The 21,654-nt window shown below is 71.5% G+C and carries 17 protein-coding genes; 3 read left to right on the top strand and 14 right to left on the bottom strand.

Annotated features, from left to right (window positions below):
- The first annotated feature begins 570 nt into the window (after positions 1-570).
- The 3 genes from C1I99_RS02130 to C1I99_RS02120 all read left to right on the top strand — a co-directional run bounded on the left by C1I99_RS02130 (position 571) and on the right by C1I99_RS02120 (position 5,373).
- Positions 571-1,878, top strand: coding sequence for an MFS transporter (locus C1I99_RS02130; RefSeq protein WP_233512266.1), 1,308 nt, complete (start codon positions 571-573; stop codon positions 1,876-1,878).
- Positions 1,875-3,428, top strand: a complete 1,554-nt coding sequence (locus tag C1I99_RS02125) for an amino acid adenylation domain-containing protein (RefSeq protein ID WP_111132457.1) — start codon at positions 1,875-1,877, stop codon at positions 3,426-3,428. The genes C1I99_RS02130 and C1I99_RS02125 overlap by 4 nt, the downstream gene beginning before the upstream one ends.
- A 73-nt stretch (positions 3,429-3,501) precedes the next feature.
- Entirely contained in the window at positions 3,502-5,373 is a 1,872-nt protein-coding gene (locus C1I99_RS02120) for an AfsR/SARP family transcriptional regulator (protein ID WP_111132456.1), read from the top strand.
- A gap of 38 nt (positions 5,374-5,411) precedes the next feature.
- Here the strand turns inward: C1I99_RS02120 and C1I99_RS02115 are convergent, their stop codons facing one another.
- The 14 genes from C1I99_RS02115 to C1I99_RS02050 all read right to left on the bottom strand — a co-directional run bounded on the left by C1I99_RS02115 (position 5,412) and on the right by C1I99_RS02050 (position 21,429).
- Complete coding sequence (locus tag C1I99_RS02115) at positions 5,412-5,807, bottom strand: RidA family protein (protein WP_111132455.1); 396 nt, start codon at positions 5,805-5,807, stop codon at positions 5,412-5,414.
- A gap of 575 nt (positions 5,808-6,382) precedes the next feature.
- A complete protein-coding gene (locus C1I99_RS02110) occupies positions 6,383-7,045 on the bottom strand; it encodes a M23 family metallopeptidase (protein ID WP_111132454.1) in 663 nt (220 codons plus the stop codon).
- A gap of 54 nt (positions 7,046-7,099) precedes the next feature.
- Entirely contained in the window at positions 7,100-8,395 is a 1,296-nt protein-coding gene (locus C1I99_RS02105) for an MFS transporter (protein ID WP_111132453.1), read from the bottom strand.
- A 281-nt stretch (positions 8,396-8,676) separates the two neighbouring features.
- On the bottom strand, positions 8,677-9,279 hold the full coding sequence (locus C1I99_RS02100) for a LutC/YkgG family protein (RefSeq protein ID WP_111132486.1): 603 nt from the start codon (positions 9,277-9,279) through the stop codon (positions 8,677-8,679).
- On the bottom strand, positions 9,276-10,706 hold the full coding sequence (locus tag C1I99_RS02095; RefSeq protein ID WP_111132452.1) for a lactate utilization protein B: 1,431 nt from the start codon (positions 10,704-10,706) through the stop codon (positions 9,276-9,278). Before C1I99_RS02095 ends, C1I99_RS02100 begins: the two co-directional genes overlap by 4 nt.
- Positions 10,703-11,494 carry a (Fe-S)-binding protein gene (locus C1I99_RS02090; protein ID WP_111132451.1) on the bottom strand — a complete coding sequence of 264 codons (792 nt, stop codon included), beginning with the start codon at positions 11,492-11,494 and terminating at the stop codon, positions 10,703-10,705. The genes C1I99_RS02095 and C1I99_RS02090 overlap by 4 nt, the downstream gene beginning before the upstream one ends.
- Positions 11,495-11,496: 2 nt before the next feature.
- A complete protein-coding gene (locus tag C1I99_RS02085) occupies positions 11,497-12,930 on the bottom strand; it encodes a rhamnulokinase (protein WP_111132450.1) in 1,434 nt (477 codons plus the stop codon).
- An 84-nt stretch (positions 12,931-13,014) separates the two neighbouring features.
- Entirely contained in the window at positions 13,015-15,048 is a 2,034-nt protein-coding gene (locus tag C1I99_RS02080; RefSeq protein WP_199561891.1) for a bifunctional aldolase/short-chain dehydrogenase, read from the bottom strand.
- 37 nt (positions 15,049-15,085) lie between these two features.
- A complete protein-coding gene (rhaI, locus tag C1I99_RS02075; RefSeq protein WP_111132448.1) occupies positions 15,086-16,267 on the bottom strand; it encodes an L-rhamnose isomerase in 1,182 nt (393 codons plus the stop codon).
- Positions 16,264-16,617: an L-rhamnose mutarotase gene (locus C1I99_RS02070; RefSeq protein ID WP_111132485.1), complete on the bottom strand. Its 354-nt coding sequence runs from the start codon at positions 16,615-16,617 to the stop codon at positions 16,264-16,266. The genes rhaI and C1I99_RS02070 overlap by 4 nt, the downstream gene beginning before the upstream one ends.
- 62 nt (positions 16,618-16,679) lie before the next feature.
- Complete coding sequence (rhaS, locus tag C1I99_RS02065; protein WP_199561890.1) at positions 16,680-17,759, bottom strand: rhamnose ABC transporter substrate-binding protein; 1,080 nt, start codon at positions 17,757-17,759, stop codon at positions 16,680-16,682.
- Positions 17,760-17,796: 37 nt separating this feature from the next.
- On the bottom strand, positions 17,797-18,858 hold the full coding sequence (locus C1I99_RS02060) for an ABC transporter permease (RefSeq protein ID WP_233512265.1): 1,062 nt from the start codon (positions 18,856-18,858) through the stop codon (positions 17,797-17,799).
- Positions 18,848-19,909 carry an ABC transporter permease gene (locus tag C1I99_RS02055; protein ID WP_111132446.1) on the bottom strand — a complete coding sequence of 354 codons (1,062 nt, stop codon included), beginning with the start codon at positions 19,907-19,909 and terminating at the stop codon, positions 18,848-18,850. The genes C1I99_RS02060 and C1I99_RS02055 overlap by 11 nt, the downstream gene beginning before the upstream one ends.
- Positions 19,906-21,429 carry a sugar ABC transporter ATP-binding protein gene (locus tag C1I99_RS02050; protein ID WP_111132445.1) on the bottom strand — a complete coding sequence of 508 codons (1,524 nt, stop codon included), beginning with the start codon at positions 21,427-21,429 and terminating at the stop codon, positions 19,906-19,908. Before C1I99_RS02050 ends, C1I99_RS02055 begins: the two co-directional genes overlap by 4 nt.
- Between the last annotated feature and the right edge of the window lie 225 nt (positions 21,430-21,654).

Here is a 21,654-nt window from a genome sequence, read left to right as displayed (position 1 = left end):
CAGCGGCCTATAGGTCGCGGTACGAGATAGGCGGGCGAAATCACCCGGATCCGGGCGGGAGACGACAGACCATATCGGCCGGCTATATTTTGGGGTTGGACGGCCGATGGCCCCCCATATCTGGCCTTCTGGCCGGATGGCGACCCTGTCGTTGTGGTGATGGACACTCACCCAGGGATGACCTATGGTGCTACCAGTGCGACGCAGCGTATTGACGACCCGCGCCGAAAGGGATGTTTCGTGCCAGCGAACCTCATGTTGGAGATCCGGGCCACCGCGCTGCCGTCGATCGGCGCAGGCGCCTGCCGATAATTGGTGTGCCATTAACCGAAAATTGGTAAAAAATGACCAGCGGGCTGGGCGAGGCGAAGACGTGGCGACCATGACCACGCGTTGCACATAACCGCCACGCCTCGGCGCGGATGCGAACTACCACCGCCGAGTGACATCAGAGCGCTGGGTTTCCTCACTCTATTTCTCACGTCATGACGAGGGGCGGTCGTGGTCACAGCTCAGCCGACAGTTCAGGCGGATCGGTTCGGATCCGGGCGGAACGAATGGATCCTGGTCGTGTTCACCGGCACGACCAACCTGGCCGACGCCGTCGCCCGGATCGCCCTCCCGCTGCTCGCCGCGCAGGTCAGCCGGTCGCCGATCGTGGTGACCGCGGTCGCCGCGATCATGAGCCTGCCCTGGCTGGTGGCCGCGCTGCACATCGGCGTCTTCGTCGACCGGATGGACCGGCGAGCCCTGCTGATGGCCGCCGAGATCGCCCGGCTGGTCTCCGTCGGCGCACTACTCGTCGGGGTGCTCGTGGCACGCCCGACCCTGCCCCTGATCTACCTCGCCGCGCTGGTCATCGGGCTGGCCGACGTGGTGGCCGGGCTCGCCGGCGTCTCCATCGTCCCGTCGGCCGTGCCCAAGCGGCGGTGGGAGACCGCCAACGCCCGGATCACGGCCCTGGAGTACCTGTTCAACGGCTTCGTCGGTCAGCCGATCGGCGGCTTCCTGGTCGCCATCGGCTTCGGGCTCGCGCTCGGCGTCACCGGCTTCGCCTATGCCGCCGGCGCCGTACTGCTGCTGCTGCTGGTCGGCACTTTCAAGGTGGCCAGCACCACGCGCAGGAACTCGGTGAACGACGACATCCGCGAAGGACTTCGGTTCCTGTGGCGCCACCGGCTGCTCCGGACGATGGCGTTGCTTATCGCGATCATGGCCGGCTGCTGGGCGGCCTGGCTGGCGCTCATCCCGGTCTACGCGGTCGGTGGTCCGCTCGGCCTCGACGAACGGCAATACGGCTTCCTGCTCACCTGTCTCGGTGCGGGTGGCGTACTGGGCACCGTGATCGTGGGGCGGCTCAACCGCTGGCTCGGGCGCCGCTGGTGCATGTTCACCGACGTCATCGGCGCGTTCGCGCTCGTCGCCACGCCGGCCCTGTTGCCCGCCCGTCCGTCGAGCGCCTGGCTCATCGGCGCGGCGGCATTCGTCGCTGGCGCCGGCGGCACGATGTGGACGGTCAACGCCCGGTTTATCACCCAGTCCCTGGTGCCGGCCGACATGCTCGGGCGTTACAGCGCAGCAAGCCGGCTGGTGGCCTGGGGTATGACCCCGCTCGCCGCTATCCTCGGCGGACTCCTCGCCGAGGTCTTCTCCTACCAGGTGGCGTTCGGTACCTTCGCGGTGCTCTGCGTGTTGTTGATCTACCCGTTCTTCAAGGTGGTGACACCTGGGCGGATGGCGGAGGTGGACGGCACCCCAGGGGACCAGCCGGTGGGCGCGCCGTCGGATCAGACCGCCGAAGCCAGACGGGCCGGCAATGCCACGCGGGCCGGCGACGACGACCTGCCGGAGACGGCGACCACGGCCGGTCCCCGATGATCGAGTCGGGTTCGACCCTCTGGCACTGGTTCTCCGACTCGGCCCACCGGCACGCCCAGGCGCCCGCGCTGCGGGTCGCCGGACAGCAACTGACCTACGCCGAGTTGCTCCGGCTGACCGAGTCGCTGGCCACCCGGCTGGTACGGACGCACGGCACCCCGCCCCGGGTGGTCGGGCTCTGCGCCTCCCGCAGCCTCGCCGCCTACGCCGGATACCTCGCCGCGCTCCGGCTGTCGGCGACGGTCGTCCCGCTCGCCCCCGACCTACCGGTGGAACGCGCCCGGCGGATCTGTGCGGCAGCCGCCGTGGACCTGCTGATCACGGACGACAGCGGGCAGCGGGTCGCGGACGACGGTCCCGGCCCGCTCGACGTCCTGCCGCTGTCCGGCGCTCCGCACCACCCGTGGTGGGCCGAGCCGGACCGGCCGTGGTCCGAGCCCTACTCGGGCAACCCGGACGACATCGCCTACATCCTGTTCACCTCGGGATCCACCGGCAGCCCCAAGGGGGTGCCGATCCGGCACCGGAACCTGACCGGGTACCTGGCACACTGCGTCACGTCCTACGAGGTGGGTCCCGGGTCCCGGTTGTCCCAGACGTTCGAACTGACCTTCGACCCGTCCGTGTTCGACATGTTCGTCGCCTGGCTCTCCGGCGCGCTGCTCGTGGCGGCGGCACCGGGCGACACCATGGCGCCGGTGCGGTACGTCAACGACAACGGCATCACCCACTGGTTCTCCGTCCCGTCGGTGATCTCGCTGGCCCGGCGGCTGCGGTCGCTGAAGCCCCACAGCATGCCCACCCTGCGGTACAGTCTCTTCGCCGGTGAGCAGCTCACCCTCGGGCAGGCCCGGGCCTGGGCTGAGGCGGCACCGCACAGCATCCTGGAGAACCTCTACGGCCCCACCGAACTCACGGTGACCTGCACCCGGTACCAACTGCCTGCCGATCCGGCACGCTGGCCCCGCACCAGCAACGACACGGTGCCAATCGGCCGGGTGCACGCCCACCTCCAGGGCATGCTCCGGCGGGCGGACGGTGCCCCAGCCGACGACGGCGAGCTCTGCGTCCGCGGTAGCCAGCGGTTCGACGGCTACCTCGACGCGGCACAGGACGACGACCGGTTCGTGACGTACGACGGGGAACGGGCCCGCCCGTTCACCGGCCGACCCGGCCCCGCCGACTGGTACCGGACCGGTGACCGGGTCCGGTGGGAGGACGGTGCGCTGGTCCACCTCGGCCGGCTCGACGACCAGGTCAAGATCCACGGCTACCGGATCGAACTGGGTGAGATCGAGTCCGTCCTGCGCCGTCACCCGGGCGTGGTCGACGTGGTGGTACTGGCGCTGCCCACCGGCTCCGGGCCGGCCGAGCTGCACGCGATCTACACGTGCGAGGACGTGGACAGCGCATCGCTGGCCCGGGTGGTGGCCGACCACCTACCGCCCTACATGGCTCCGTCGAGGTACCACCGGGTCGAGTGCCTTCCGGTCAACAGCAACGGGAAGGTCGACCGCAAGCGACTGGCAGCCGACCTCGGGGCGGCGTGACGGACGCCGCTGGGAGGGCGGCCGGGCGCACGCCCGTCTTGGCCGCCGGACCGCTGATCAATCGGGAGCAGACATGCCGATGACACGGCCCGCCGCCCCCGGCCGGCCCGCGTTCCGGCTCCTGGGACCGGTGGAGTTCCACGACGGTACGCAGTGGCGGGGGATGGGCTCGGCGAAGCAGCGTGCGCTGCTAGCGATGCTGCTGCTCAAGGCCGACCAGGTGGTGTCGCTCGAACAACTCGTCGCCGAACTCTGGGACGATTACCCGCCCGCCTCGGCCAGCAGTCTGGTGGCCGGCTACGCTTGGCGGCTGCGGCGGGCGCTCAACGATCGGGACGGTCGGATCCTGACCACCCGCAGCCCCGGGTACCGGCTTGTGGTGCCGCCCGACCGGATCGACATCGGGCAGTGTGAGCGGCTGCTGAAGCGAGCCCACGCCGACCTGGCTGCCGGTCTCCCCGCGGCCGCCGCCGAGGGGTTCGAGGCGGCATTGGCCCTGTGGCGCGGCGCTCCGCTGGCCGACGTGCGGCCGACCCCGATGGTGATGGCCGAGGTCGCCCGGCTTGAGGAGACCCGGATCGCCGCCATCGAGGCTCGCATCGGTGCCGAGTTGGAGCTGGGGCGGCACGGGATGCTCCTACCCCAACTCAAGGTGCTGGTCGGTCAGCATCCGCTCCGGGAACGGCTGCACGCCCACCTGATGACCGCTTTGTACCGGGACGGCCAACAGGCGGTGGCGCTCGGCGCCTACCGGGACCTGCGGCGCCTGCTGGTCGACGAGTTGGGAATCGAACCCAGCGAGTCGTTGCGCGACCTAGAACAGCGCATCCTCCGCAACGACCCCTCGCTACGGCTGCCCGGGACCGCCGTCCAGAGCCCACCGGTGCCCACGGCGTGGACGCGACCCCGGACGCTGTCCCACTTCCCCGCCGATCCGGCTTGCCTGCAGGGCCGGCGGCCGGAACTCGACCGGCTGGTCACCGCCGTACGCGCCGGTCGGCTCGGCGTGGTGCACGGACTCGCTGGTGCTGGCAAGACCGCGTTGGCCGTCCGCGTGGGCCATGTGCTCGCCGCGGACTACCCCGACGGGCTGCTCTTCGTCTCGACGCAGGGTGGCGTGGTGGACGCACCCCGGGCGGCGGATCACGTGCTGAGCAGGGTCGCCGACGCGCTCGCACTGCCGCCGCCAGCCGGCGCGCACCCGTCGGCGGGCTGGTCGGCGATGCTCGGCGGACGCCGGGTGCTGGTCGTTCTCGACGACGTGACAGCCGTGGCCCAGGTACGCGACCTGTACCCGGTGCCCACCGGCAGCGCCCTGGTGATCACATCGCGCTCCGGGCTGACCAGCGTGGACGGTGCGGTCCGGGTCTGGGTGGGCGGGCTCGACCCGGACGACGCGGTGGAGATGCTCCGCTTCCACCTCGGGGCGGAGCGGGTGAATGCCGAGGAGCCGGCAGCGCGGACGCTGATCGCCCGCTGCGACGCGCTGCCGTTGGCGGTACGGATCGCCGCCGCGCGGCTGGCCGCCCGGCCGAGCTGGTCGATAGCCGCGTTCACCGCCCGGCTGGCCGACCCGACCAACCGGCTCGACACCCTGGCCAGCGAGTCGATGACGCTTCGCGACTGTCTGACTGCCGCGGTGCGGACGCTGACCCGGTACCGCGACGGCACCGAGGTGCGCGCGTTGCGGCTGCTGGGGTGGCTGACGCCGGCACCAGTGAGCGTGCCCACCCTGGCTTGGCTGTCCGGGCAGCCGGCCATCGCCGCGGAGGCGATGGTCGAGCGCCTGGTGGACGCCGGGCTCGCCGAGGCACTGCCGGACGGCCGGTACCGGATTCCCGATCTGGTCCGCGCGTATGCCCGTGAGCTGGACCGGGAGCCGGATGAGGCCGAGCCGTGGATCGGATCGGGAGGTCCGCTCGGCGCCGCTCCCCCCTACCGGTGAATCCCGCACCACCGGCGCGGTACGGGTGCCCGGGTCGGTCAGGCCGCCGCGATCGCTTCGATCTCAATGATCCACTCCGGATCGAAGATGCCGGTGATAATGACTGTCAGCGCGGGCTTGTGCGGGCCGAGCATCTCGTTGCGCACCCGGGTGTTGACGGCGGCGTGTGCCCGGTCGGCCAGGAACGTGGTGACCTTGACCAGGTTGCCGACACTCATGCCGGCGTCCGCGAGAATCGCGGCGATGTTGTCCCACACCTGCCGGCACTGGGCTTCCGCGGTCGGTGGCACGTACCCGTCCCGTGTCTGCGGAATCTGTCCGCTGATGAACAGCAGTCGCTGCGCCCCTTGGACCTCCAGTGCGTTCTGGTAGCCGCCGCTCGTCTCGGGTACCGACGCCGGGTTGATCGGTGTCACCTGGAGAGTATCGATCACTTGACGTCCTTCCGGCTTTCCTGCTATCGGGTGCGATGTGTCACCTTAGTCGACGGTCGCCGAGCGGATCCGGAAGTGGCCGGATCCGGGGAAGCTGTCGCGTCACGGCAACGCCGACGCCGACGACCAGCAGGAAGACTTGTCCCGATGCGATCATGACCACTGCCGCGCGGCGCTGGTCGGGCGGTCGTGTTCCCCGGACCTCGGCGCAGAGCGGCCGGCATGATGGCAACCCACCGGTACGCCCGCATCCCCAGCCGGTGAGCCTCCTCCGGCGGCAAGGTCGTCGAGGTCGCGCTTCAGGCACCGGCGTCGATGGGCAGCCGGCTGTTGCCTGCCTCCGTGCCGTACGACTCTCCCCGCCGCTCCGGCGGGGCCACGGCGGGCGGACCCAGGGCCCGCCCGCCGTGTCCGTAGCCCGGCCACCGTCAGCCGGTCGCCTTGATTTTTAGCAGCCCCACCGAAGCGGCACCACTCTGCAGGACCACCCGCAACCGTCGCGAGTTCCTGCCCGAGCTGGCGCGGGAGGCCGAATCAGGCAGGTACGAGGACGGGGTCTCCACCATCGACAGCGGCTACGGTTGCCCGGAGGCGCAGTTGTTGCTCGTACGCGTGACGGTGTATTCGGTGTCGTCGTGGGTGATGCCCGACGGTGAACCGTCGAAGTAGGTTTCGACCTTCTGCCAGCCCCGGCGCTGCTCGTAGTGCAGGTGCGGTGCGCCGGAGTTGCCGGTGCTGCCGACCCGCCCGATCTGCTCGCCTCCGTCGACCCGCTGGCCGACCCGGACCAGCGGCGGTTCGAGCAGGTGGAGGTACTGCGTCTCCCACCTGCCACCGTGGTCGATCTTCACCCAGTAACCGCCGCCACGGCCACGCGGGCCGTCCGGGTTGTCCGGGGTACGGCCGCCCAGGGACCCGTTGATCCCGGCCTCGGTGACCGTGCCGGCGTAGGACGCGAGCACCGGCCGCCCCCACGCCTCGCCTTCGGTGGGAAACAGGTCGACGTCGTAGTCGTCGTGGCCGGGGTAGGTGCCGAGCTGCCACGTCTCGCCGCAAGCAACGGGGAGCTGGAAGAGCGGGCGCGGACCGGGCGGCCGCAGCAGCGGCACGACGACCACGGCGATGGCGAGGACGGCCGCGACCGCACCGAACGCGAGGACCACTTGGAGGGAGCGGCTCCGAACGTGGCGGCGGGAGTGGAGCCCGCGTGGGTGGCCGGTCGTCACCTCACCGATCATGGCAGACGCCGGCAAGGCGCCGGCGTGTCGGTGACGCTCGCGGCCGGAGATGGATCAGGCGCGGACGGCCGGTTCGGCGGGTCCCGTGACGGGGCCGTCACCCGGTCCGCCGTCGGTTGACCCGACCAGCACCGCGTCGGCGGCGCGGGCGGGGGCCATCGCCGGTAGCCGGCGGACGTCCCGGCTGGCCAACATGCCGAGAACGGAGAACACCACCAACGCGGCGAGGATCAGCAGCGTGTCGCGGGTGCCGATCGCCGCGGCGACCGGCCCGACCGCCACCTGGCCGAGCGGGATGGCAACAAAGGACCCCAACATGTCGTACGAGTAGACGCGGGCCAGTCGGTCGGCCGGGATGTGCTGCGCGATCGACGTCTCCCAGGCCACCGCGAACTGTTCGACGGCGATCCCGACCGCCACTCCGGCCGTCGCCAGCACGACGATGGTCGGCGCCAGGGCCAGCCCCAACAGCAGGAACGACTCGGCGAACATGCAGGCCACACCGAGCAGCAGCAGCCGGCGTACCCGGATCCGCAGGGCGATCAACCCGCCGATGACCATTCCGGCGGTTTCCGCCGCCAACACCACGCCCCAGGCACTGCGGCCGATCGTCTCGTCCGCGATGGCCGGGCCGAGCACGTTCACGCCGCCGGCGAGCGCCGCGTTGAGGACCATGAAGCCGAGCACGACCACCCAGACCCAGGTCCGCGCGGTGAACTCGGTCCAGCCCTCCCGGAGGTCGGCGACGATGCTCGTGCGGGTGCTCTTTGCTCGGGGGGCAGCGACCCGGACTCCGGTGAAGGCGACAGCCGCCATGGCGAAGGTGAGCGCGTCGACGGCGAGGCCCCAGCCGGGCCCGACAGCGGCCACCAGGAGGCCACCGAGCGCCGCGCCGCCGATCATGCCAGCGTTCATGCCAAGCCGGATGATCGCGTTGGCCGGCTGGATCAGCTCCGGCGGCACAGTCTGCGGCGTCGCGGCGGCCGAGGCCGGCTGGGCCAGTGCGCTCACGACGCCGTTGGCCGCGGCGAGCACCAGCAGCAGCGGGATCGTCGCCGCACCGGTCAGCACCAGGGCGGCCACCGCCGCCTGGGTCAGCGCACCGAGCACGTTGGAGCCGACCAGCACCACCCGGCGCGGAATCCGGTCAGCCAGCACCCCGCCGAAGATCACGAACAGCACGTTCATCAGCGATCTTGCGCCAACCACCAGGCCCAAGTCGCGCACCGAGCCGGTCAGGTCGAGTACGGCGAAAGCCAGCGCGATGGGGGCGACCGCGTTGCCCAGCATGTTGACCAGCCGACCGGCAGCCAGGTAACGGAACGCGGCGTACCGCAGCGGAGCGACCATCAGTCCTCGATCCGGAGCAGGGGGCAGTGGTAGCGCTGACCTGGATCTTGCCGGGGACGTGTGGCGCCCGAGCGGCCGGGCGGCGCAACTCGGAGGCCAGTACGGCGTCGACCATCGGATTGAGGTCGGCCTGGTCGCTCTCGCTGGGCGGAAGCGCACGCGTCCGCCACCAACTGCCGTCCGCGGTCGTCGCCCTGCCGTCGATGGCGGTGGTGGCAGCTCGCGCCGGCACCGCCGGAACGGTCAGCAGCGGCAAGCCGAGGTCTGGGTCCGGCGAGAACTCACGTCGTGATGATCACGTGTAGATCCCGTGGTCCGTGGACGCCCTCGACCCGGTTGAGTTCGATGTCACTCGTGGCGGAGGGTCCGCTGATCCAGGTCAGTGGCCGGTGCGGATCGACGCGGGCGAGGGCGTCGGGCACGGTGGCGACGACCTGGTCGGCCCGCAGCACGCAGACGTGCACGTCGGGCAGCAGGGTGATGATCCGACGGCCCTGGTCCGGGGCCGCGTCGAGCACGATGGTGCCGGTCTCGGCGACGGCCACGGCCGCCGCGGTGACGACCCCGTCCACGGCCGCGATCCGCTCCGCGGTGAGGTTGTCGTCCGGCACCGCGGTGACGCTGTCGGGCAGCCAGTGCCGGGGCAGTCCGGGCGGGACCACGACGCGCCGGTGGCCGAGTACCTCGTCGACGATCCGGGCGACGTCGGCCTCGGCGCACCGGTGCACGGCAGCCCGGTAGTCGGTGAGCCGGTGGACGAGCACGTCGAGATCGACGGCGACGGAGCCGGCGGACCGGTAGTCCCGGGGCACCTCGGCCGGCGCTGTCCCCGGCTCGGCGAGGGCGGCACGGAGCCGGCCGAGGATGAGCTCGCGTGCGGTCACCGCTCGGCCCACCACTGGCGGAAGCTCCGCGGTGGCGGCTGCGGCAGGTCACGGCTGGCGGCCCAGCCGGACAGTGGTGGCGGCAGGCCGCGCCCGCGGGGGCCAGCGAGCCGGCTCAGCTTCGCGGCGCGCTGCGCGGCCGCGTACAGCGCCGGGTGGTCCATCGTGTACGCGGCGGCGGCCATCGCCGCGGCCTCGGCACGCGGATGGGGCGCCTGGCTGCGCAGGTGGACCAGGATGGACGGGATGTCGATCATCACCGGGCAGGCGTCGTAGCAGGCCCCGCAGAGCGACGACGCGAACGGCAGGGAGGCGTTGTCGGCGACTCCGGTCAGTTGCGGGGAGAGCACCGCCCCGATCGGGCCGGGGTAGACCGACCCGTACGCGTGCCCGCCGGTGCGTTCGTACACGGGGCAGACGTTGAGGCAGGCCGAGCAGCGGATGCAGTGCAGCGCCTCCCGGCCGACCGGGTCGGCGAGCACCGCGCTGCGCCCGTTGTCGAGCAGCACCAGGTGGAACGCCTGCGGCCCGTCGCCCGGGGTCACGCCGGTCCACATCGAGGTGTAGGGGTTCATCCGCTCCCCGGTCGACGCCCGGGGCAGCAGCTGGAGGAAGACTTCGAGGTCCCGCCAGGTGGGGATGACCTTCTCGATGCCCATCACGGTGATCAGGGTCTCCGGCAGGGTGAGGCACATCCGCCCGTTGCCCTCGGACTCGACGACGGCGAGGGTGCCGCTCTCGGCGACGGCGAAGTTCGCCCCGGAGACGGCCACCCGCGTGCTCAGGAACGTCTCCCGCAGGTGCCGGCGCGCGGCGGCGGCCAGGGCCGCCGGCTCGTCGGTGAGCGCCGGGTCGACGCCCGGCATCGCGCGCAGGAAGATCTCCCGGATCTCCGCCCGGTTGCGGTGGATCGCCGGCACCAGAATGTGGCTGGGCCGGTCGTCGCCGAGCTGCACGATCAGCTCGGCGAGGTCGGTCTCGACCGGCTCGATCCCGGCGGCCTCAAGTGCCTCGTTGAGGCCGATCTCCTGGGTGGCCATCGACTTGACCTTCATCACCCGGTCGGCGCCGGCCTCCCGGACCAGGTCGGTGACGATCCGGTTGGCCTCGACCGCGTCGGCGGCCCAGTGCACCGTGCCGCCGGCGGCGGTGACCGCCGCCTCCAGTTGCTCCAGCAGCTCGGGCAGGCGGGCCATGGTGTCGCTCTTGATGGCCCGCCCGGCGGCCCTCAGCTGCGGCCAGTCCGGCACCTCACCGACCACCGCGGCTGACTTGGTCCGGATCGTGGTGGTGGCGTGGCCCAGGTTCCGGCGCAGCTGGGCGTCGGACAGCGCACGCCGGGCGGCGGCCGGGAACGGCTCGGCGCCGCGCAGGTGCCCGACGCCGGGCGGCGCGGTGGCCGGCATGCCGAGGAAGGACCGGGTCATCTCGCACCTCCGGTGGGGGGCGTCGCCCTCGCCGCGGCGTGCCGCTCACCGGCCGGGTCCGCCTCGGTGTTGGCCAGGATCTCGGCCAGGTGCACGGTCCGTACGCCGGCACGCAGCCGGGACAGCCCGCCGCCGATGTGCATCAGGCAGGAGGCGTCCCCGGCGGTGCACACGTCCGCCCGGGTGGCCAGTACGTTGCGCATCTTGTCGGCGAGCATCGCCGTCGAGGTGTCCGCGTTCTTCAGCGCGAACGTGCCGCCGAAGCCGCAACACTGCTCCGCCTGCGGCAGCTCCACCAGCTCCAGCCCTCGCACCTCGCGCAGCAGGCGCAGCGGCCGGTCCCCCACCCGCAGCATCCGCAGCGAGTGGCAGGTCGGGTGGTACGTCACCCGGTGCGGGTAGTACGCGCCCACGTCGGTCACCCCGAGCACGTCCACGAGGAACTCCGACAGCTCGTACGTGCGGCCGGCGATCTCGTCGGCCCGGCTGGCCAACCGCTCGTCGCCCGCCCGCCGGGCCACCATGGCGTGCTGGTGCCGCACCGAGCCGACGCACGAGCCGGAGGGGGCCACCACCACGTCGTACCGGCCGAAGACCCGCACGTGCCGGCGTACCAGGCGCAGCGCGTCGTCCGGGTAGCCGGTGTTGATGTGCATCTGCCCGCAGCAGGTCTGGTCCTCGGGAAAGACGACCTGGTGACCGAGGCGCTCCAGCAGCCGCACCGTGGCCATCGCCGCCTGCGGGAACAGCGTGTCAGCCAGGCAGGTCACGAACAGCGCGACACGCATCCTCAACCACCCATCCGGTCTTCGGCAGCTCGCCAGGCCGCCTGGTCGCCCCTCGGCTCGTACCGCACGAGGTGCTGGGTCTCGCGCAGGACGGTCCGCAGGGCCGGCAGGTCGCCGCCGACGACGCCCGCGGTCCGGGCCTGCATCAGGATGTTACCGAGCGCGGTGGCCTCGACCGGCCCGGCGATCACCGGCAGTCCGCAGGCGTCGGCCGTCAGCTGGCAGAGCAGTTCGTTGCGGGCGCCGCCGCCGACGACATGCACGGCGTCGACGTTCCGGCCGGACAGCTGCTGGGCCTGGTGGACGGCGCGCCGGTGGGCCAGTGCCAGGCTGTCGATAATGCAGCGGACCGTGGCGGCCGGGGTGGCGGGAACCGGCTCGCCAGCACGCCGGCAGGCGTCGGCGATGCGCGCCGGCATGTCGCCGGGGGGCAGGAACACCGGGTCGTCCGGGTCGACGACGGACCGGAAGGCCGGCTCCCCGGCCGCCTGCCGCAGCAAATGGGGCAGGTCGACGGCGCCCCAGGTCCGCAGCGACTCCTGCAGCAGCCACAGGCCCATCACGTTCCGCAGGTACCGGATCGTTCCGTCGACGCCGGACTCGTTCGTGAAGTTGGCCCGCCGGCTCGCCTCGGTGAGTACGGGGGCGTCGAGTTCGACTCCCACGAGGGACCAGGTACCGCAGGAGATGTAGGCGAACCGCTCCCCGGTCGCGGGCACGCCGACGACCGCGGACGCGGTGTCGTGGGAGCCGACCGCCACCACCTCGGCGGTGCCGGGCAGCCCCAGGTCGGGCCGGACCGGGCCGATCCGGGTGCCCGGCTCGTGCAACGGCGGAAACAGGTCGGTACGGATGCCCGCGTCGGCCATCAGGTCGGTGGCCCAGGCCCGCCGGCGCAGGTCGTACAGCTGGGTCGTCGAGGCGTTGGTGAGTTCGGCGCCGATCCGGCCGGTGAGCCAGTACGTGATGAGATCCGGGATCAGCAGGAGTCGATGGGCGGTGCCCAGTTGCGGCGTCCCGGCCGCCGCGACCAGCTGGTAGAGGGTGTTGAACGGTAGCTGCTGCAACCCGGTGGTGGCGTAGAGCCGCTCCTCCCCCAGCTGCGTCGCCACCCGCTCGGCCACCCCGTCGGTACGCGCGTCGCGATAGTGCACCGGGTTGCCCAGCAGCGCCCCGGAGGCATCGAGCAGCCCGTAGTCGACGGCCCAGGAGTCGACGCCGATGCTCGTCACCGGACCTGCGGCCCGCAGCCCGGTGCGGACGCCGTGCCACAGATTAAGGATGTCCCAGTGCAGGGTGTCCCCGACGCGGACGGGTTCGTTGGTGAACCGGTGCGCTTCGGTGAGCTCCACCCGGCCGGCGCCGACGCGACCGAGCATGACCCGGCCGCTGGACGCCCCCAGGTCGACGGCGGCGACGGTGACGACGGCGCTCACCGGACCCCCACCGGAAGCCGCGCGTCCTCCTCGTCGCACATCGGACTCCTGACCAGCACGTTGTTGCTCATCCCCGGCACCGGATCAGCGGAGGAAGGCCGCGGCGACGCCCGCGTCCACGGGGATGTGCAGACCCGTCGTGTGTGACAGCTCACCGCCGGTGAGCACGAAGACCGCGTTGGCGACATGCTCGGGTAGCACCTCCTGCTTGAGCAGGGTGCGCTGGGCGTAGAACTCCCCCAGCTTCTCCTCCGGCACGCCGTAGACGGCGGCGCGCTGGGCGCCCCAGCCGCCGGCGAAGATGCCGGAGCCGCGCACCACGCCGTCGGGGTTGACGCCGTTGACCCGGATCCCGTGGCCGCCCAACTCGGCGGCGAGCAGGCGGACCTGGTGCGCCTGGTCGGCCTTCGCCGCGCCGTAGGCGACGTTGTTCGGGCCGGCGAACAGGGAGTTCTTGCTGGAGATGTAGACGATGTCGCCGCCCATCCCCTGGTCGATGAGGACCCGGGCGGCCTCGCGCGAGACCAGGAAGGAGCCCTTGGCCATCACGTCGTGCTGGATGTCCCAGTCCGCCTCGGTCGTCTCCAGCAGCGACTTCGACAGCGAGAGCCCGGCGTTGTTGACCACGAGGTCCAGTCCGCCGTAGGCGAGCACCGCCTCGCGGACCGCGGCGGCCACCGCGTCGGCGTCGGTGACGTCCACGGGTACGGCCACCGCGACGTCCGGGCCGCCCAGCTCGCCGGCGACGGTTTCGGCAGCGGCGGTGTCCCGGTCGGTGACCACCACGCAGGCGCCCTCGGCGGCGAGCCGGTGGGCGATGGCGCGGCCGATGCCGGAACCGGCTCCGGTGACCAGGGCGACCCGGGTCGCCAGCGGCTTCGGCTTGGGCATCCGGGCCAGCTTGGCCTCTTCGAGGGCCCAGTACTCGATGCGGAACTTCTCGGCCTCGTCGATCGGGGCGTACGTCGACACGGACTCGGCGCCGCGCATGACGTTGATCGCGTTAACGTAGAACTCCCCGGCGACGCGGGCGGTCTGCTTGTTGGTCCCGAAGCTGAACATGCCCACGCCCGGGATGAGGACGACGGCAGGATCGGCGCCGCGCATCGGGGGGCTGTCCGGGCCGGCGTGCCGCTCGTAGTAGGCGCGGTAGTCGTCGCGGTAGGCGGCGTGCAGTTCCCTCAGCCGGGCAATGGTCTCCGCCAGCGGGGTGGTCGGTGGCAGGTCGAGCACCATCGGGCGGACCTTGGTGCGCAGGAAGTGGTCGGGGCAGGAGGTGCCGAGCGCCGCGAGCACGGGGTGCCGCTCGCGGGCGACGAAGTCGAGCACCACGTCGGTGTCGGTGAAGTGCCCGACCTGCGGGCGGTCGGTCGACGCCAGGCCCCGGAGGACCGGCGCCAGCGCCGCTGCCCGGGCTCGCCGCTCGCTCGGCGGCAGCGGCTCGTAGCCGGCGACCACCGGGCCGAACGGATCGGGCCGGCCCCGCTCGTCGAGGTACGCCTGTGCGGTGCGGATGATCTCCAGCGAGTTGCGCTCGCACTCCTCGCTGGTGGCCCCCCACGCGGTGATGCCGTGCCCGCCGAGGATGACGCCGATCGCCTGGGGGTTGGCCTTCGCCACGGCGGCGATGTCGAGGCCGAGCTGGAAGCCGGGCCGCCGCCAGGGCACCCAGAGCACCCGGTCGCCGAAGATTGCCTTGGTCAGCTCCGGCCCGTCGGCGGCGGTGGCGATCGCGATGCCGGCGTCGGGGTGCAGGTGGTCGACGTGCGCGGCGTCGACCAGGCCGTGCATGGCCGTGTCGATCGACGGCGCCGCGCCGCCCCGCCCGTGCAGGCAGTAGTCGAACGCGGCGACCATCTCGTCTTCCCGCTCGACGCCGGGGTAGACGTCGGCCAGGGCGCGCAGCCGGTCGAGCCGGAGCACGGCCAGACCGGCCTCGGTGAGGGTGCCGAGGTCACCGCCGGAGCCCTTGACCCACAGCAGCTCGACGGGGCCGCCGGTCACCGGGTCGGTGGTCTCGCCCTTGGCCGAGGTGTTGCCTCCGGCGTAGTTGGTCGTGGTCGGGTCGGCCCCGAGCCGGTTGCTGCGGGCTACCAGCGCCTGAACCTCGGAATGCATCGTCCTCATGTCCCCTGTCTGTGTTTCTCGGTGGTGCTCAGGCGCCCCAGCCGGCCTGCTGGCCGCCGACGCGTTCGGCGCGGATCTTCTCGAAGTAGCCGGAGCGGGCGTACGCGGCCATCGGATCCGGGTCCAGGCCCAGGTCGGCGCGCAGCTCGGCGAGCAGCGGCCGCACATCGGTGTGGTACGCGTCCATCAGCACCGCGTTGGCTCCGAGCACGTCGCCGGCCTGCTGCGTGGCGGCGAGTGCGTCGGCGTCGACGAGCAGCGCCTTGGCGGTGGCCTCCTGCACGTTGAGCACCGAGCGGATGATCGCGGGAATCTTCGGCTCGATGTTGTGGCACTGGTCGAGCATGAAGGCGATGCCGGCCTCCGGGCGCAGGGCGTCACCGCGAATGATCTCGTGCATGATGCGAAACAGCTGGAACGGGTCCGCGGAGCCGACCATGAGATCGTCGTCGGCGTAGAAGCGGGAGTTGAAGTCGAACGCCCCCAGCTTCCCGGCCCGCAGCAGGAACGCCACGATGAACTCGATGTTGGTTCCGGGCGCGTGGTGCCCGGTGTCGATGACCACCTGCGCCTTCGGCCCCAGTTCCAGGCAGTGCGCGTACGCGGTGCCCCAGTCCGGCACGTCGGTGGCGTAGAAGGCCGGCTCGAACAGCTTGTACTCCAGTAGCAGCCGCTGGCCGTCGCCGAGCCGGTCGTAGGTTTCGCGCAGGGCGGCGGCGAGCCGGTCCTGCCGGGTGCGGATGTCGTCCTGACCGGGGTAGTTGGTGCCGTCGGAGAACCAGAGCTTGAGGTCGCGGGAGCCGGTGCGGTCCATGATGTCCACGCACTCGAGCAGGTGGTCGATGGCCTTGCGCCGCACCGCCGGGTCCGGGTTGGTGATGCTGCCCAGCTTGTAGTCGTTGTCCTGGAAGACGTTGGCGTTGATCGCGCCGAGGGCGACACCCTGGTCGGCGGCGTACTTCGCCAGGTCGGCGTAGTCGTCGACGCGGTCCCACGGGATGTGCAGGGCCACGGTCGGCGCCACAGCGGTGAGGCGGTGCACGACGGCCGCGTCGGCGATCTTCTCGTACGGGTTACGCGGCACGCCTTCCTGCGGAAAAACCTTGAACCGGGTGCCGGAGTTCGCGTACGCCCAGGACGGGGTTTCGATGCGCTGTGCGCGCAGGGCCCGCTTGACCCGGTCGCGGGTCAGCGCGTCAATCTGCGTCATGGTGTTTCTCCCGTCTGGGAGGCGAGCTGCGCCTCGAGGTTGAAGACCTCGTCCAGCGGCCGCATGGCGCGGTCGGCTGTTTCGTGGTCGAGGTTGAGGAAGAAGGACGCCATCTCCGCCTGCCATCGGGCGTTGACGTCGTGTGCCTGCATGGCGGCCTGGGCCGCCGCGAAGTCATCGGTCGTCAGGAACCCCACGAGCAGGCCGTCCTCGCGGAGGAACAGCGAATAGTCGCGCCACCCGCTCTCGGCCAGGGCGGCGAGCATCTCCGGCCAGACCCGCTCGTGCCGGGCGCGGTACTCGTCCAGCCGGGCCGGGTCGACCTGCAGGGTGAAGCAGATACGGGGCATGGTTCTCCCGTCGGGCCCCCGGTCGGTGCCGGCCGCGAGCGCCGGCACCGACCGAGCGGCGGTCAGAACTGGAACTGGTCGATGTTGTTCTTGTCGAAGACGGTGGGCGGGCCGAGGACGACCACCCCGTCCTTGCCGACGGTGAACTCGCCGAGCTTGCCGGCCTTGAACTTGTCGCCCTCGGCGCCGGTGATCTGGCCCGAGGCGAGCGCCGCGCCGGCGTACGCGGCGAGGTAGCCGAGGTCGGCCGGGCTCCACAGGGCGAACGCGTCGACCGTGCCGTCCTTGACGTACTCACGCATCTGGTTCGGGGTGCCCAGGCCGGTCAGCTTGACCTTGCCCTTGTACTGCGAGCCGCTGAGGTAGCGGGCCGCGGCCGCGACACCGACGGTGGTCGGGGAGATGATGCCCTTCAGGTTGGGGTACGACTGCAGCAGGCCCTGGGTCTCCTGGAAGGACTTCTGGTCGTCGTCGTTGCCGTACGCCACCGTGACCAGCTTGATCTTGCTGTACTCGGGCTTCTTCAGCTCCTGCTTCATCAGCTCGATCCAGGCGTTCTGGTTGGTCGCGTTGGCGGTAGCGGACAGGATGGCGATTTCGCCCTCGCCGCCGATCTGCTCGGAGATGAGCTTGACCTGGTTCTCCGCGATGCCCTGGGCGGTCACCTGGTTGACAAAGATCTGCCGGCACTCGGGCTTGGTGTCGGAGTCGAAGGTCACGATCTTGGCGCCGGCCGCCTTCGCCTGGTTCAGCGCGCCGCAGATCGCGTTCGGGTCGTTCGCCGAGGTCACGATGACATCCATGCCCTGCTGGGAGAGGGTGTTGATGTAGCTGACCTGGGACGAGGCGCTGGCCTCGGAGGGGCCGACCTCCTTGAACTCGCCCTTGACCTCGGTGACCGCCTCCTTGCCGCCGTTGTCCGCGGTGGTGAAGTACGGGTTGTTCACCTGCTTCGGCAGAAAGGCGATCTTGAGGCCCTCCTTGATCGGGGCGTCCGGGTTGGCGGCCCCGCTGGCCTGCGCGCCGCCGGCGTCGGTGCCGGAGTTCTCCCGGGTGGTGCCGCCACAGCCGGCGGAGCCGAGCACGAGGGCGGTCAGGGTGAGGGCGGTGGCTCCGAGGCGAAGCCGTCTGGAGGTGAACATCGTTATCCTTCCGGGGGAGGTGGGGGTGTGGAGACGGTCACGACGCGGTGAGCTGCGCGCGTTGCCGTCGGCGGTGCAGCCGGGCGCGGACGTCCGCGACCGCGTGGGGAAGTACCACGGAGGCGATGAGCAGGGTGCCGGTGACGATCGTCAGCGCGTTGGCGTCGACATCGGCGAGCTGAAGCGCGTTGCGCAGGACACCGAGGAGCAGGACGCCGGCCACCACGCCGAGCAGCCCGCCCCGGCCACCGAAGATGGACACGCCGCCGAGCAGCACGGCGGTCACCACGGTCAGTTCCAGTCCGGTGGCGTTGTCACCGCGGGCGCTGGCGTAGCGCAGGGTCCAGAACACGCCGACCAGCCCGCAGACGGCCCCGGAGGCCACGAACAGCCAGAACTTCGTCCGGGCCACCGACACGCCGGCGAAGGTGGCGGCCTCGCCGTTGTTGCCCATGGCGTACAGCGCCCGCCCGACCGGCGTGGCGTGCAGGACGACGCCGAACACCAGCGCCAGCAGAAGCACCGGGACGACCATGACGGGAATCGACGTACCGGGGATCGGTTGCACCACGGCGTCGGTCCAGTCGGCCGGGAAGTCGGCCACCGCCTGGTCGCCGAGCACGACGAAGGACAGTCCCCGGTACAGGGCGAGGGTGCCGATCGTCACCGCCAGCGACGGCAGGCCGAAGCCGGTGACGAACACGCCGTTGACCGCTCCGAGCAGGGCGCCCGACAGCACCACCAGCACGCAGATCAGCTCCAGCGACAGCCCGCTGGACAGCCACATCTGCCCCATCAGGGTGCTGCCGAGGCCGACCATGCTGGCCACCGACAGGTCGATCTCGCCGGTGATGACGATCAGCGTCATCGGCAGCGCGAGCAGGGCCAGCGGTACCAGGTCGAGCAGCAGGAACTGGGCGTTGCGGCCGGTGGCGAAGTTCGGCACCGACACGCTGGCCAGCAGCACCACCACCGCCAGCCCGGCCACGATCGCCGCGTCCCAGGAGCCGAGCGCGCCGCGCAGCCCGGCCAGGCGGCCCCTTTCCCGCCCGGCGACCGCGCCGGACGGTGGTGCGGTGTACAGGCTGTCATGCGCCACGTGCGCTTCTCCCTCTGAGCCGGGCCGCCATCCGCGCGGCCAGGAGCCGGTCCAGGCCGATGGCGGCGAGGATGAGCGCACCGACCACGGCCTGCTGCCAGAACGGATCGATGCGCAGGACTGCCAGCGAGCTGCCGATCGTGGTGAGCAGGACGGCGCCGAGCGCCGCGCCGAACACGCTGCCGCTGCCGCCGAAGATCGCCACACCACCGACCACCGCGGCGGCGACGACCTGGAGCTCCAGGCCGGTGCCGGCGGCCGCATCGAGAGTGCCGAACCGGGCGGCGTACAGCACGCCGGCGAGACCGGCGAGCGCGCCGCTGGCGACGAAGACGGCGAACACCCGCCGGCCGACCGGCACGCCGGAGAGCCGGGCCGCCGCCGGCTCGGAGCCGATGGCGTAGAGCTCGCGGCCGCTGCGGTAGGAGTGCAGGTAGAAGCCGGCGGCGGCGACCACGACCAGCGCGACCAGGAAGAGGACGGGTACGCCGAGCAACGTCTGGTTACCCAGGCGCAGGAACGACCGGGGCATGTCGGCGGCGTTGATCTGCTGGCCGGCGGCCCAGTAGTAGTCGATGCCGCGGAAGGCGTAGAGGGTGCCCAGGGTGATGACCAGCGCCGGAACCTTGGCCACCGCGATCAGGCCGCCGTTGACCGCCCCGCACACCGCGCCCAACGCGACACCGAGCAGGAGCGCGGCCGGCCAGGGGGTTCCGGGCGCGGCGAGGAACAGCTCGCCGGTGGCGAAGGCGACCAGCCCCAGGATCGACCCGACGGACAGGTCGACGTTGCGGGTGATGATGACCAGGGTCTGGCCGACCGCGAGGATCACCAGGATCGCGCAGCCCAGCAGCAGGTCCTTGATGCTCTGGCTGCTGAGGAAGCGGTCGTTGTGCAGCATGGTGACCAGGATCAGCGCGCCGAGCGCGAGCAGCAGGCTCAGCTCCCGTACGGCGAGCAGCCGCTCGGTGAGCCTGCGGCGCGGTCGGCCGGCGTCGGGTGGCGAGGTGTTGGCGATCCGTTCGGTCACGCCGGTGTCGGTGAGGCTCATGCGGTCGCTCCTTGACCGGTCGCGGCGAACATCACGGACGTCTCGTCGGCCTCGTCGCGGGACAGCTCGCGGACCAGGCGGCCCTCGTGCATGACGAGGACCCGGTCGGCCATGCCGAGCACCTCCGGGAGCTCGCTGCTGATCATCAGGATGGCCAGGCCCTCACCGGCCAGTTCGGACAGCAGCCGGTGGACCTCGGACTTGGTGCCGACGTCGATGCCGCGGGTGGGTTCGTCGATGATCAGGATCCGCGGCCGGGTGGCGAGCCACTTGGCGAGGACGACCTTCTGCTGGTTACCACCGGACAGGGTGGCCACCGGCGCGGCGAGCCGGGACGTCTTGACCTGCAGGCGGGTGGTCCACTGGCGCGCCTCGGCCCGCTCGGCGCCGCCGGAGAGCAGGCCCAGCCGGCTCAGGGCCCGACGCCGGGCCAGGGTGGCGTTGCGTTCCACCGACAATTCCATGACCAGGCCCTGCTGGCGACGGTCCTCCGGCACCAGCGCCATCCCGGCGGCGATCGCCTTGCGCGGGCTGCCGGCGGGCAGGACCCGCCCAGCGACGCGTACCTCGCCCGCGTCGTGGCGGTCGATGCCGAAGATGGCGCGGGCGACCTCGCTCCGACCGGCTCCGACCAGCCCGGCGAGGGCGACGATCTCACCGCCGCGGACGCTGAACGACACGTCGGAGAAGACGCCGGCGCGGCTGAGTCCGCGTACCTCCAGCAGGGTGTCGCGCAGTGGCGCGTCCTGCTTCGGGTAGAGCGAGGCGACGTCCCGGCCGACCATGCGCCGCACCACCTCGTCGACGGTGAGGTCGGCCGTCCGGTCGCTGGAGACCCAAGCCCCGTCGCGCAGCACGGTGAGCCGTTGGCACAGGTCGAACACCTCGTCGAACCGGTGCGAGATGAACAGCACCGCCGCGCCGCGCTCGCACAGCGACCGGGCGACCCCGAAGAGCCGTTCCACCTCGACGCCGGAGAGCGCGGCGGTCGGCTCGTCCATCACCAGGATCCGGGCGTCGAAGGAGAGCGCCTTGGCGATCTCGACCAGCTGCTGGTCGGCGATGGACAACCCGCGCGCGGGACGGCTGGGGTCGATCCGGACGCCGAGGCGGTCGAACAGCCGCTCGGCGGCGCGGTTCATCTCCCGGGTGTCGATGCGGCGGAAACTCCGCAGGGGCTGCCGGCCCATGAAGATGTTCTCCGCGACCGTCAGGTCCGGAAACAGCGTCGGCTCCTGGTAGATGACGGCGATCCCGGCGGACCGGGCGTCGGCGGGCCCACGCAGCAGCAGCGGGTGCCCGTCGAGGGTCATCCGGCCGGAGTCCGGCGCGTGGGCGCCGGCCAGGATCTTGACGAGGGTGGACTTGCCGGCCCCGTTCTCACCGACCAGGGCGTGGGCCTCACCGGGGTGAAGCTCCAGGTGCACTCCCCGCAGCGCCGCGACAGCGCCGAACGACTTTCTGATGTCGTCGAGGACGAGCAGCGGGGGCGCCTTCGTCCCGCGTGCGTCGGGGCTCATCCGACCCCCTTCTGAATCGTTTCATGCAACTTGGGATAGGACGCTAGGGGCTCACCTTCACACGCGTCAAGAGTTTCGAGGAGATTTCTCCTTGGTTAGCGGGCGTAGCCGCGGAGGACTCTCACCTCCCGGGGGGGGCGCCCGTCCCGTCGACGAACCGCCGCAGGGGGCGAGCGTGTGAAACGTTTTAGGAAGTTATAGACTGCTCCCGATCACCACTTCGGT

The organism is Micromonospora deserti (assembly GCF_003236335.1).
Taxonomy (GTDB): domain Bacteria; phylum Actinomycetota; class Actinomycetes; order Mycobacteriales; family Micromonosporaceae; genus Micromonospora; species Micromonospora deserti.
Note: the sequence above shows the minus strand (reverse complement) of the source record. Positions and strands in the feature narration are given on the sequence as shown.